The organism is Clostridium sp. AF19-22AC (assembly GCF_003479085.1).
In the GTDB taxonomy this organism is placed as follows: domain Bacteria; phylum Bacillota; class Clostridia; order Lachnospirales; family Lachnospiraceae; genus Faecalicatena_A; species Faecalicatena_A orotica.
The window spans coordinates 357,569-371,038 of sequence record NZ_QUGN01000003.1 but is presented as its reverse complement, the minus strand read 5'-3'; the positions used below and the strand labels follow the sequence as shown (position 1 = coordinate 371,038).

At 47.2% G+C, this 13,470-nt stretch carries 12 protein-coding genes; 5 read left to right on the top strand and 7 right to left on the bottom strand.

Features of this window, described 5'->3' with window-relative positions; all coding sequences use genetic code 11:
* Positions 1-39: 39 nt before the first annotated feature.
* From DWX43_RS05530 to DWX43_RS05500, 7 genes are all read right to left on the bottom strand, one after another.
* Positions 40-699 (bottom strand): hypothetical protein, encoded by a 660-nt coding sequence (locus tag DWX43_RS05530; protein WP_109729608.1) that lies wholly within the window; start codon positions 697-699, stop codon positions 40-42.
* Complete coding sequence (locus tag DWX43_RS05525; protein ID WP_118619351.1) at positions 671-1,114, bottom strand: hypothetical protein; 444 nt, start codon at positions 1,112-1,114, stop codon at positions 671-673. The genes DWX43_RS05530 and DWX43_RS05525 overlap by 29 nt, the downstream gene beginning before the upstream one ends.
* Complete coding sequence (locus DWX43_RS05520; RefSeq protein WP_118619349.1) at positions 1,104-1,703, bottom strand: TetR/AcrR family transcriptional regulator; 600 nt, start codon at positions 1,701-1,703, stop codon at positions 1,104-1,106. Before DWX43_RS05520 ends, DWX43_RS05525 begins: the two co-directional genes overlap by 11 nt.
* A gap of 118 nt (positions 1,704-1,821) precedes the next feature.
* Positions 1,822-3,387 (bottom strand): xanthine/uracil/vitamin C permease, encoded by a 1,566-nt coding sequence (locus tag DWX43_RS05515; protein WP_118619347.1) that lies wholly within the window; start codon positions 3,385-3,387, stop codon positions 1,822-1,824.
* A 26-nt stretch (positions 3,388-3,413) separates the two neighbouring features.
* Complete coding sequence (ade, locus tag DWX43_RS05510; protein WP_330582228.1) at positions 3,414-5,153, bottom strand: adenine deaminase; 1,740 nt, start codon at positions 5,151-5,153, stop codon at positions 3,414-3,416.
* Between the two features lie 75 nt (positions 5,154-5,228).
* Positions 5,229-7,010: an adenine deaminase C-terminal domain-containing protein gene (locus DWX43_RS05505; RefSeq protein ID WP_118619345.1), complete on the bottom strand. Its 1,782-nt coding sequence runs from the start codon at positions 7,008-7,010 to the stop codon at positions 5,229-5,231.
* A gap of 379 nt (positions 7,011-7,389) precedes the next feature.
* Positions 7,390-8,253, bottom strand: coding sequence for a DegV family protein (locus DWX43_RS05500; RefSeq protein WP_118619343.1), 864 nt, complete (start codon positions 8,251-8,253; stop codon positions 7,390-7,392).
* Between the two features lie 191 nt (positions 8,254-8,444).
* On the opposite strand from DWX43_RS05500, the gene DWX43_RS05495 reads away from it, so the two are divergent.
* The 5 genes from DWX43_RS05495 (at position 8,445) to DWX43_RS05475 (ending at position 13,407) form a co-directional block, all read left to right on the top strand.
* A complete protein-coding gene (locus DWX43_RS05495) occupies positions 8,445-8,987 on the top strand; it encodes a TetR/AcrR family transcriptional regulator (protein ID WP_118619341.1) in 543 nt (180 codons plus the stop codon).
* 139 nt (positions 8,988-9,126) lie between these two features.
* Positions 9,127-9,393, top strand: coding sequence for a helix-turn-helix transcriptional regulator (locus tag DWX43_RS05490; protein ID WP_118619339.1), 267 nt, complete (start codon positions 9,127-9,129; stop codon positions 9,391-9,393).
* Positions 9,394-9,527: 134 nt separating this feature from the next.
* Complete coding sequence (locus DWX43_RS05485; protein ID WP_182440628.1) at positions 9,528-10,106, top strand: sigma-70 family RNA polymerase sigma factor; 579 nt, start codon at positions 9,528-9,530, stop codon at positions 10,104-10,106.
* 2 nt (positions 10,107-10,108) lie between these two features.
* Positions 10,109-11,257, top strand: coding sequence for a DUF4179 domain-containing protein (locus tag DWX43_RS05480; protein ID WP_118619337.1), 1,149 nt, complete (start codon positions 10,109-10,111; stop codon positions 11,255-11,257).
* Positions 11,258-11,340: 83 nt separating this feature from the next.
* On the top strand, positions 11,341-13,407 hold the full coding sequence (locus DWX43_RS05475; protein ID WP_118619335.1) for an ATP-binding protein: 2,067 nt from the start codon (positions 11,341-11,343) through the stop codon (positions 13,405-13,407).
* The last annotated feature ends 63 nt before the right edge of the window (positions 13,408-13,470 follow it).

Sequence of the window (13,470 nt, the reverse complement as noted above, 5' to 3'; positions counted from 1 at the left end):
CCATATATACATGTAGTGAGTTTTTCCAGAGGGTGAGATTTACTGAGACTTCATGTCAAAGTATCCGATCAGGACGGTCCACACATAGGCGCATGTCTTTGGAATCATGAGCATTCCAAGCGCAGGGATTGTGTCTGCAAACAGTACAACCGGAATGTAAAACGCAAAACTTAATACAATCGTCAGCCACATGAAGCGGAACGCATGGTCATGCTGTTCCTTTGCCGCTTTGTAGAACAGGACGATTACGAGGATTCCAAGCAGTGCAAACGGGATGTTCCGATAGATGCCCCAGCTTAGTGGTGCATCGGCGCTGGTCCATTTGTTTTGCGGGAACAGACAGAGAATGATACGGACGGCAGAAAGAAGGAAGACTGCCACAGTCACCTCTTTCTGATCCTTTACATGATAGCGCAGACGCCATACATAGTACAGCAGAATGTAAAAGACGGTCATTGTGACAGACGTGATCAGTTTCCCGACCCCGAGTGCAGCCGTATAGTGTTCGAGTCCCGCAGTACAAAGTGCGTAAGCCCGGGGCACGAGATGGAAAGCATCCCCGGCACCTAAAGTGACAGCCATAATGCCAAACAGGAGGTACTGTTTCCTCCCTGCACTTTTCCGGATCATCAGGATCCCCACAGTAATGACTGTGACCAGATATACAGCATCAAATAGTGTTTCCATAATAGCCTGCATTTTTTTCTTTTCCTTTCTTAATAAAATGATATCCGAACAGGACACCGGCTAATGTGAGGGCGGCGCCCAGTCCCGAGTAGAAGACTGCGATAAACACATCCGGGCAGATACCGGACACACGCAGACCTATCCCGAATGTCATCATAAATGCCATGATAAGGAATGACTTGACGTCAAAAAACTTTAGGAAGAACTGTTTTTCTTCTTCATAACTGACAATCCTGCTGGTGTGCTTTTTTACAAGCCTGCCAAAAACCATGAACCAGAAAACAAGGAATACAGCGGCAGAAATGAGAATATTTATAACGGTTACATGGCTCTGGTAAGAAATAATCCCGATACGCAGGATATTAAACCCGGCAGCTACCCATACAAGCGCAGCAAGCAGGAGCAGCTTTATCTTATTAATCTTCATAAAAACCTCCTTCATTGGATTCTATATTATATTCATAGATACAGCGTGCAGCAACCACCAAAAGGGGTTCACAGCACTTCTGGTTCTGGAGAAGCAGGGAAGTAAGCAGGGTAAAAATCATATCCACAAACTGCCCGGCACTCAGCTGGTCACCAAAAGCATCTTCCCGGACAAGAGGATCTGCTGCCAAAACATGCAGAAGGTTCTGTCTGATATGTGCAAAATACTTTTCCATCATCCTCCGGCCGCTGCTTTTATCCTCGGCGGCAAAACTGACGGAATGCAGTGTGAAAAATCCGGGATACTGCTCACATCCTTTTAGAATCCTTTCATAGAGCCAGGCAAGACAGTCTGTAAAATGTTCAAACTTCATGGACTCTCCGGACATATGGAAAATATCTTTCCAGACGTCTTCCACAGCCGCACTGATCAGGTCCGCCTTGGATGGAAAATAATTGTATATCGACCCGACAGCTACATTGCAGGCGGCGGCAACCGACCGCATATTGACAGAATCCATTCCTTTTTCCATTACAAGTTTCCGGCTCTCGGCCAGGATGGCCTCACGTGAAGTTACAATCGTATTCATACAGTGCACCTCCTTAATATGAACAATGTTCATTATAGTACTCTTATCCGGACTTGTCAAACAATAACATATAAAAAAGAAGGACTTCACGGAAATGAAATCCTTCTTTTTAATGACATCAGACGTAATCAAAGTCATCCGGCGCCTTGAACCATTTATTCCTGCCCAGATGCAGGATAAAGCATAAGCCTGCCATAATCAGATATCCCATCATGAACGGAGATTTCGGATAGATTCCGAGAGCGGCACTGTGAATGAATCCAAACAGTGAGAGCACAGCTCCGACAAGTGCCGTGACTGCCACCCGGTTCAGCTGCTTATCGATAATGAAGGCCGTCATGGTTCCCAGTAATATACCGATGATAATGGCCCCCGGTTTTACTGCCGCAACGCCGTTCCACATGACACCTGCATCGATCAGTGACTGGGAGACATCCGGTGTATAGCCTGCATATCCGATCGGAAGAGTCTCTGTCCAGATATCGGCAAGTCCGACTGCTCCTGTGATCTGTGTAAACAAATAGTCCGCAACCGGCGGAACCATTGCAATCCCGACAGCAGCGTAGTGCTTCTTGTCACAATCCTTGAAAGCCTGACAGACCATGACGATCGCACACCAGAGATAGGTGATGGCACAGACGGCAGGTGGAACGAGGTTACTTAAGAAAGTAAAGAGTCCGAGCAGTCCGGCGAATCCAAGTACAAGGCCGGAAACGACGGAGTAGCCGATACCGGCTTTTGCTTTCTTCAGTCCGGCATGCCCGAGCCATACAGTATTCGGGACAACCCCGCCGAAGATGGCGGAAATCATGGTACAGATCCCATCGGCGAACTGTGCCTCGCGGACGTTGTAGTTATCGCCGGCTGCGTTGGCGGCTTCCACGTTGTCCATTGTTTCAATAAAGTTATATATTTCAATCGGAATCACGATTGTCAGGTAAGGCGCAACGACTGCGAATCCGCTCAGAAGATGCTGGATCCCATTTACCGGATTCGGGAAATAAAAGCCGATTCCGCTGAAGTCGATATGTGTTCTTCCAAGACAGAAAGCATAAACGATACCGCCCACGATTGCGACAACAAGCGGCGGGATCTTCTTCGGGAACAGGTAACCGCCGAATACACCGATCATAGCGACGATCAGGATTGGCATTCCGATCACAGGATCACTGAATACATCGAATACACCCTGTGTTGCCATCCAGATAAATCCGATTCCTGCTACGGTTCCAAGAAGGGCAGCCCTCGGGATACGCTTCTTCATCCAGGGACCGATGACACCACCGCAGAATTCAACGGCGCCGCCGATGAAGCAGGCAGCAATTGCAGCGGACCATGCAAGGTACGGGTCTTCCAGCGCATAATGAAGGGGCATGATGACACCATAAAGCATAACGAACATTGCCGGGGTTGAAACTCCGGAAGGAAGTGCCGTCACATCCGGGCGGCCTTCCTTTTTGGAAAGTTTCAGTGCCATAAATGCATAATATAAGCCGCTGAGCATCAGCCCGATAGACATCCCCGGAATGACACGGCCATATACAATCTCATCCGGCCAGCCGAGAACGCCGGATAAGGTAGCGATAACAATCAGGTAGTTTACAATATTATTGGTGATGGAATAAGCCATTCCACCAAAATCACCTCTTTGAAACAAGGGCACGAGTGCCTTTTTTTCTCCCATCTCTCTAAGTATCCTCCATATTCCTCTTATGCCTCCACGGAGACAAATTCGAACTTCGTTACATCAAATAATCCCATATCTGTCAGTTTCAGTTCAGGTATGACAGCTAGTGACATGAAGCAGAGTGTCATGACAGGCTCTACTTCTGAGCAGATTCCAAGCTTTTCATAAGCAGCATCGTGAATCAGGGTCAGCTTTTTGTCAACCCATTCGCCGCTCTGGTCACTCATCAGGCCGCCTAACGGCATCGGCATGGATTCGATGACTTCGCCGTCTTTTACAAGAATAATTCCGCCGTTCTGTGCAATAAGCTGTTCGACCGCGTACACCATATCCTCGTCCGATACACCTACAACAATGATATTGTGCGAATCATGGGCAACAGATAATGCAACAGCGCCTTCTTTTAGCCCGTAGCCTCTCAGAAGCGCCGGAGCTACATTTCCTGTTTCCTGATGGCGCTCGACTACGGCAACTTTTACGATATCCACGTCAGGATTTCTGACAAAGTCGCCGGACTCGTCCAGCTGTACATCCGCGATCCCTTTTCCGGTCACAACTCCGCCCGGAAGGATATCAATGACATGGACATGGCCTGATTTCAGGTGCATCTTTAATTTGTCTTTTGAAAAATCTTTTACATGAAAACTTCCTTTGACCGGCGTGATGTCACACTTCTCAACCGGAAGCAGGTACTCGCCGTCCTGGGCAGCCAGCGTTCCTTCGATCCAGACTTTTTTCACATGAAAGTCCTTCAGGTTGTCAAGCAGGACAATGTCTGCGCGCAGGCCGGGTGCGATTGCGCCCCTGTCATACAGGCGGAAGCATTCGGCGGCATTTAAGCTTGCCATGCGGATTGCCGTGATTGCATCCACACCTTCTTCTACACAGATACTCAAATGGTTGTCAAGATGTCCCAGCTCGAGAATGGTCTTTGGCTGGCGGTCATCGGAACAGAGCAGGCAGCGCCTGCTGTTCATCGGGGTGAGTCCTTTGAGCAGCGGCCGCAGATTGTGGCATGCCGAGCCCTGTCTTAAGAGCACGTACAATCCGCGGGATATACGGTCTGTCATTTCTTCCACGGTGGAACATTCGTGGTCCGTATGCACGAGGGCGGCTGCATAGGCATTCAGGTCATTTCCGGAGATTCCCGGGCTGTGTCCGTCGATCAGCTTGCCGGTTTCCTTTGCGGTCATGATCTTATCAAGGTCACTTTCACTTCCGCCGATGAGTCCCGGATAGTTCATATATTCGCCAAGGCCAAGGACTCTTTCGTCCCGGATAGGCTCTTTCATTGCTTCCGCGTCTATATTCGCTCCTGAATGCTCGAACGGAGTTGCAGGCACACAGGAAGGAAGCATGTATTTGATATCCAGGGCAGTCTGTTCGGAGGCTTCAAGCATATAGTTCATCCCGCGTATCCCGCATACATTTACAATCTCGTGAGGGTCGGCGATAATTGTCGTACCGCCGTGGGGCACAAGAAGGCGTCCGATTTCTTCCGGACTTACATAAGAAGATTCGATGTGGATATGGCTGTCAATAAATCCGGGTGCGGCATATTTTCCTTCTGCGTCGATGACTTCTTTTCCTTCATATTTACCGACACCTGCAATCAAACCGTCACACAGGGCGATATCCCCATCAACGATTCCGCCGTTATAAACATCCACAACTTTACAGTTTTTAATTACCGTATCTGCCGGCATTCTCCCGGAAGCTACCTCAATCAGTTTCTTCAGACTTTCTTTACTCATGTTGCTCATAAAAAATCCCTCCTTATATATTGCTTGTATGTAACGGTTCATTGGAGTATGAACAGTTACATTTGTATTTTCCTTTTATTGTTCGTTTAGCTTTATAACAGGATCGAAGGTAGTGAGGTTCGTATAATCTACCGGTCCGACATCAGTGATTGCATAATCCGGGATTGCCGTGATCGGCAGGAAGAACATGTACATCAGTGGTTCAGGCAGTGTGGAGCCAAGGTCCTGTGCAGCTTTGTTCAGTTTCTTTTCCTGTGCGGCAATTACTTCCGGTTCTTCATCACTTGCAATTCCGCCTACCGGGAGCGGCAAAAACTCGATGATCTCGCCGTCAGCGACAACAACCTGTCCGCCGCCCTGTTCGATCAGATAATTTACGGCGAGGGACATATCCTCCGGATTCACACCCATCACAATCAGGTTATTATCATCTGGTGCGGCAGAGGATGCCATCGCGCCTCTCTTTAAATTCCAGCCGGAGCAGAACGCGAGGGAGCGGTTGCCGTTTCGCCCGAATCGTTCGAGGACAGATACCAGGGCAACATCCTGTTCAGGATCAGGAAGAATGATTCCGTTCTCCACCTTGAGAACAACGTCCCTTCTCTTACGGACGAAAGGTCCCTGTACATCCATTGCCAGAACATCTGCTGTTCCGTTTATCATGTCTACTCTGTATTCAAAATCTGCTTTTGTTGTCTTCTGGCACTTCAATTCACTCTTGAGGACTGTGCTTCTTTCCGGAGCCTTCAGATCATAGGTAAGCTTCTTATTCTGTGCCACCAGCTGCCCATTCGTGATAACTGTCTCAACATGGAATTCTTCCGGGCTGTCGACCAGCAGGATATCCGCGATTCTTCCCGGAGAGATGGAACCTACCAGATGATCGATGCGGTAAGCTTCCGCACTGTTGATCGTACCCATCTGGATTGCTGTCATCGGTTCCACACCGGCTGCAATTGCAAGACGTACAACATTGTCGAGGTGTCCCTTTTCCAGAACATCTGTTGCGGTCACATCATCGGTACAGAAGCTGACGCGGCGTGCCATGTAAGGATTTACCTCTGTCACTGCGCGGATATTTTCGGCCAGAAAATGTGTAACAGATGATTCACGGATCAGCATGTGCATTCCTTTTCTCATCTTCTCAACCACTTCTTCATGGTCGTAGCTTTCGTGGTCCAGACGTACTCCGCCGCACAGATAGCCGTTTAAGTCATTTCCTCTTGCCATAGGTGCACAGCCGAATACCGGGAGACGGTTCTTGAATGCCTGTTCGATGGCACCCAGTGTGTTCTCATCCTCTTCCTGCAGAAATTCCCGGACTGTCTCCCACACACCGAAGCATTCCGGCCACTGCTGAACCTCTTCATGAACTTCTTTTGTGAAGTTAAAAGAAACGGTAGATTCCGGTATTGTGTAAGGCGTCTTGTAAGGCGCTCCCCAGAACACCTTCAGCGGGCTCTGTTTTACTTCAGCCAGAACTTCCTTTAAGCCTTCCAGACCGGATACGGAAATGTATTCGTCAAGACCAGAAATCATGCTTGTTGTCCCGCAGGGTACGACAGCCTTTGCAAAACTTGTAATGCTCAGCTTGCTGCATTCACTGTGGATATGTCCGTCGATCAGTCCCGGCACGAGGTACTTTCCCTCTGCGTCAATGATCTTTGTGTCAGGTCCGATATAATCGGATACATCACCGACAGCGGCAATCATATCTTTATAGATTGCAACATCGGCAGGGTAGATCTCACTCGTCATTACATTGACCAGATTACCGCCCTTCACAACAGTATCAGCCGGGATAATCCCTCTTCCTGCACGGATCATTTCTTTCAGGTTTGCAATTGTTCTCTCCATGTTTGTTCCTCCTTCATGTGAAACCAGTTTGGTTTTTGAATAATAAAAAAGATACATCGGCCGCAAAGGCGGCTAAACAGGTTTCCCGTCCTGCAAATGTATCTTGAAGAATTTACAATATGAAATTAAATTAATCATATCATATCCTTCCGAAAATGAGAATACGGGGCTTTCCTATTATTTTATTATAACTGGATATTAAGACAGCTTATAAGTTGACTCCGACATCATAATATCAGTATAGTTATTTTTGTACAAAACTGTTAAAAATATGAAATTAAATGGAAAACAGAACAAAAAAAGACTGGCCCGGCACATATCTGTTATGACAGGTGCAGGCCAGTTCTTATATGATGTGAATATTCTTTTACAGAAACGGTTACGAGAGTATGCTCATTCCCACTCCGAACGCTCCGGGGCCGGTATGGCAGGCGATACTCAGTGAGAGGGGATCATAATACACGTATGCCCCCGGAAACGCCTCTTCCAGTGTGCGCTTCCAGTCGAGAGCCTCTTCTTCAGCCAGACGGGAGCCGGCAGCCCCGATCCGGACTTTTTCCATATCTGGATTGTGGAATCGGTTTGACAGGTCATCCTTCAGCGCTTCTATGATTTTCTTTTTACTCTTTTTCATGCCCCGGACTTTGGCAAATGCATCCAGCCGCTCGCCCTGAATGCTTAAGATCGGCTTGATGTTCAGCACGGTGCCGAGCGTCGCAGCAGCAGGTGTAATCCTGCCGCCCTTTAAAAGGAATTCCAGAGTGTCAACAGCCAGATAGATCGTGGACTGGTATGCACTGGCCTCCAGACGTTCCTTGATTTCCAAAGCAGAAGCACCCTGACCGGCCATCTGTTTTGCTTCGAGCACGGATTCCCTCATTGTGACAGAAATCCTGTGGTTATCAACAACCTGGACCTTACCACCATAATCTTCGGAAAGAGCCAGCGCTGTGTGGCAGGACTGGCTTAGGCCGCTGGACATCGGGATATAGACAAGGCAGTCATAGCCCTGTGCAAGTACGCGATCCCAGAGGTCCATGACATCTCCCGGAGACGGCTGTGAGGTAGTGACACTTTTACCATTGGTAAGACTCTGGTAGAATTCTTCCTGTGTTAGATCCGTTTCTTCATAACGGACTGTTCCGTCTATGATGACAGGCATTGGAATCAGGAAAATGCCAAGTTCTTTTGCTTCCTGCTTCTTAATGCCGCTGTTGCTGTCCGTGATAACGGCTGTTTTCATAGTTGAAAACCCTCCTTCTTTTTAAAAGTACGCTTTTCCAATAAGCTTAAACAGCAGCGGGTTACGCTGAGATTATATGCTTGCTATTTATTCGTTCTATGGATATAATCAAGTGTGACAAATTGTAACATTTTTAAGCATTAAATTCAATCATACAACTGTTAACTGTTACAAAAGAAAGGGTTTTGTTCATGAAAAGGCAAAGAAAAAATCAGGCAAACCAGCTTGCAAGAGAGTGTATGGTCACTGCACTTATGCAGCTTTTAAAAGAAAAACCATTGTCCGCCGTATCTGTATCAGAACTTACAGAAAAAGCGGGCGTTTCCAGAATGACTTATTACCGGAACTACCAGTCGAAAGAGGAGATATTTACTGTTTATCTGGATGATATACTGGATGATTACAGAGATGACGTGAAAAATCTGTTCCAAAAAGGAAACTATTATGATCTGGAAAATTTAATCCACTGCTTTTCATATTTCCGGCAGCACAGATTATTTTTAGAAAGCCTGTTCCAGAGCGGGCTTGGCCACACATTTCTGGAATCCGTCGGCAGGTACGTGGTTGAAACATGGTACAGGCCGGGAGACGGAATTGAACACTATTATGCACTACAGGCATTTACAGGCGCTCTTTACAACCTTTATATATCCTGGTCTGAGAACGGTGCGAAAGAATCACCCGAAGAAATGGCCCGGATCCTGTACCGGATTTATGCAGAGCCTGCAAACTGAAAAAAACGATTTTAATATGTAAAAATGCATTGCTATTACCGGTATAAAACTGTATGATTGGTCTATCAGCAGATGCGTTTTTTGCATCTGTCATTCCTGTAAACTTGGATCAGTGAGGTAGAAATAAAGAGGTAGGAATATGACAAAGAATACCATTGGGCATAATATCAGGACTCTCAGAAAAGAACACAATATGACACAGGAACAGCTGGCACAGCAGTTAAACATGAAGAGACAGACACTGTCTAATTATGAGATTGGGAAGAGAATACCGGATATCTATGAACTAATAACCATTGCAGATATTTTTGATGTGACTCTGGATGAGATAGCCGGAAGAAAAAAGTCAGGGAAAAGCTGCACCAAAAAGGCAGATTCCCCTCTTACCGGCAGTCAGCCCGATTAGGGGGCAGTTTACCGTTCGACAGTAAAATCAGGGGATATGGCGTGAAGGACACTTTGTTTAGAAAAAGTGTTCTTTTTTTCTGAAACTTTTTGCTGTTCTTTTTTATCTAATAGGTATCAATCGATTGAGGATGCATGAAAAACAGAATCAAATTGTTGGATTCGAAGACAAGGGGGAGTGCAAAGGTGACGAATCTGGTAAAGAAAGCGCAGTCTGGTGATAAAGAAGCGTTCATAACTTTAATGGAAGAGCATAAGCAGACTTTATATAAAATTGCCATCAGCATGCTGAAGAACGATGCAGATGCAGCGGATGCGATCCAGGATACCGTTCTCAGCAGTTACGAGAATCTTAAGGGTCTGCGGGAGCCAAAGTATTTTAAGACATGGCTGACGAGGATTTTGATTAACCACTGTAACCGCATATTAAAGGAGCGTGGAAAGATGGTACCGATAGAAGAACATCCGGAATTGGAGGAGGCACAGGTCGATACTTCGGGACGGGAATTCCTGAAGCTTTTAAATGAATTGGAAGAACAGTACCGCATTGTCCTGCTTTTGTATTATGTGGAGGGATTCAGTATCAAAGAAATCGGTGCCATACTGGATATGAATGAGAATACTGTAAAAACAAGACTGTCGAGGGGGAGAATCTGCTTCAAGAAGCTCTACCTGAAAGAGAACCCGTCGTCAGCCTATGGAATGGAGGTTTAGAAATGGGAAATTCTGATATTAGCATTAAAGAGACTCTGCAGGAAGATGTCAAGATTCCTGAGATTGTAAATGACAGTCTGGACGAAGCGTACGATAAGATCAGGAAAGACGAGGTACGGATGAAATCGCTCCGCAGCCGGAGTAAAAAGAGACTTTACAGAAAACTGGGGGTTGCGGCAGCGGCGGCATGCATGGTGCTTGTCCTGACAGGTGTTTTCTTTGTAAATCCCGCGCTGGCAAAGGATATTCCGATCCTCGGTGATCTATTTGGAAGGATTCAGGAAATACGGGATAACCATCCCTATCCGGAAAAGGATAAGACTGCCTATGAGAACATTGCAAAACATTCGGAACCAGTCAAGGACCCGACGAATGTGGCCGAGGACCAGGGAATTACGATGACTGTATCGGATGCATACTGCGACGGGTATGACTTGTATTTTACCCTGTCCCTCCAGACCGGGGATGAGGAACTGAATGCTGCTGACCAGTTGAACCTGCTCTGCTATAGAGACGGGGACCCGATTGCATTTTCTGCGTGGCTGTATGTGAATGGTGAGGAAACGTGTTCCACGTATACCCTGTCACCGGCCAAATCTGAGGAGGGCCTGTTTGTAGCCCTGGTCCGAGTTCCGGCCATGAATATTGAAGCAGGGAAGTTCCCGGAGGATGTGACGGTAAGCATGGATATCGGGGCAGTGGGGGCGCAGAAGTTTGACGAACCATATCATGAGGAGATTAAGAATTATGAAAGGGTTGGATACAAATGCGTGGAAGGCTCGTGGAAGCTGCAGTTCAAGGCTTCTTCCGATACATCACAGAACAGGACGGCAAAACCGGAAGCCGAAAACAACGGATTTGTCGTGGAAGAGGTTACACTGACACCGAGTAATGCCCATATGATCCTTCATATTCCGGCTGAGTGGGAACCGAAGAATCCGGCAGTAGTTCTGATGGATACGCAGGGAAACAGGGTACAGGATGAGTCAGAAAAGATTATAAAGAACGATGACGGTACAGAGGTCAGGTATATAACGTTTGACCATTCCGATGCGAACGATTTTGTACTTCAGATGTATGATAAAAACGGGGAACCCGATGAAAACGGTGGACCGAGAATGATTGCGGAGATCCCATTTTCTGTTGAGTAAAGCATAGCAATCCGGCCTGGCTTATGATAAGATAGGTACAGAATAAATTTTATAATATCCAAAGCCGAAAGGATATGCCGGTTATGTTAGAACATTTTAAAGATATTGAAAAAGTACAGGAAGTGCTGTGTCAGGCACAGACTGGATTATGGGCGATTGAACTTGACGAAGGCAGGCCGCCAAGGATGTATGCAGACAGCTCTATGCTGGAGCTGTTAGGGTATGATGAGGCTCCTTCTCCGGAAGAATGCTATCAGGGCTGGTACGGCAGGATAGAAGAAGAGTGCTATCCTGTCGTACATGATGTTGTAGAGCGTATGAAAGCGGATGAGAGGGCAGAAGTCCAGTATTCATGGAACCACCCGAAGTGGGGGAAGATCTATGTACGGTGCGGCGGCGTGAGAGATGCCGGATATGGCCCCGGAGTCTGTCTGAGGGGATACCACCAGAATATAACGGATACTATTATGCTAAAGCAGGAGGCTGAGAGAAAAGCCGGGATACTAACCAAGCTTTGCAGCAGTTATTATTCTGTCTATGTGTTTGATTTGGAACATGATATTGAGGAGGCTGTCTGGCAGGAGGACCAGCAGCGCAGGGAGGAATTCCCTGCAGGCAGCCTTAAAATGTATTATGACAAATTCATACAGGAATATGTCTGGCCGGATGACCAGGAGAAGATGAAACGGGCAGGCAGTCCCCAATTTCTGAAGAAAATGCTGTCATCGGAACAGCCGGCATATGATGTAGATTACAGAAGAATCTATCCGGAGGGGCCGCAGTGGGTGCGGGCCCGTTTCAGTATTGAGGAAATGAAGGATGGCGTACTTACAAAAGTAATCTTCGCCAATATGAATATCCATGAGCAGAAACTGGACGAGATGAGGCAGGAAGAGCAGAACCAGAATGCCCTGCTTGCGGCATATGAGACAGCGAAAAAGGCGAATGAAGCAAAAAGCAACTTCCTTGCACAGATGTCACACGACATCAGGACTCCTATGAATGCGATTATCGGCATGACCTCCATTGCAGCATCACATGCAGAGGATCCGGAAAAAGTGAGAGACTGTCTGGAGAAGATCAGTTCCTCCAGCAGTCATCTGTTAAAGCTGATCAACGAGGTTCTGGATATGTCAAAGATTGAGAAAGGGAAGGTGGAGCTGGCGCAGAAACCATTTTATCTGGACAAGATGATTCAGGAGGTAGATACAATCATCCGGACGGAGGCTGCTGAGAAAGAGCAGGATGTCCATATCAAGATAGATGGAATCATCCACAACCATCTTAAGGGGGATGAACTCAGAATCAGGCAGGTACTGCTGAACCTGTGCAACAATGCAGTCAAATACACGCCAAAGGGTGGGAAGATCCGGCTGGAGGTGCACGAACTGTCCGCGGGAACGCAGGACAACGGGCGTTTTGTATTTATCGTAGAGGATAATGGGATCGGAATGCCGGAAAGCTTTAAAGATTATATATTTGTACCGTTCTCACGGGCCGAGAGCGTACGGAGCCGGAATATTCAGGGAACCGGGCTTGGCATGTCTATTGCACAGGGGATTGTAGAAGCGATGCAGGGCAATATTCAGGTTGAAAGCGAAGAGAACCGCGGCAGCAGGTTTACGGTAACTTTGAACTTGAAGATTGCAGACGGGGAAAAGGGAATATCTAAAAGCACAGAACCGGGAGACGAAGGCAGTGAGCATAAGAAAGGCAGTCCGGTCGTGAAAAATGCCGGCTGCAGGGAGGAAATGAAAGGGATGCGCCTTCTTCTTGTTGAAGATAATGCGTTGAATCAGGAGATTGCCAGAACATTGCTGGAAGAAGCAGGGTTTCAGATTGATTGTGCAGACGATGGGGCACAGGCGCTGGAAAACTTCCGCCTGTCAGAACCGGGGACTTACAAGGCAGTCCTGATGGATCTGCAGATGCCTGTCATGGACGGCTGTACGGCTGCGAGGGAGATTCGCAGAAGCAGTCATCCGGACGGCAGAACAATACCAATCATTGCCCTGACTGCCAATGCGTTTGCAGAAGACGTGGCAAAAGCGCTGGCAGCCGGCATGGATGACCATATCTCCAAACCAATAGATTACCAGCGCCTGTTGACTACATTGGAACGGGTGGTTTTTCACAAAGAGGAACTATAACGGGAAGATACATAAGATTTCTGAAAGGGGCGGGGTTTTATTCTCTGCCTTTTTTTCTGTATG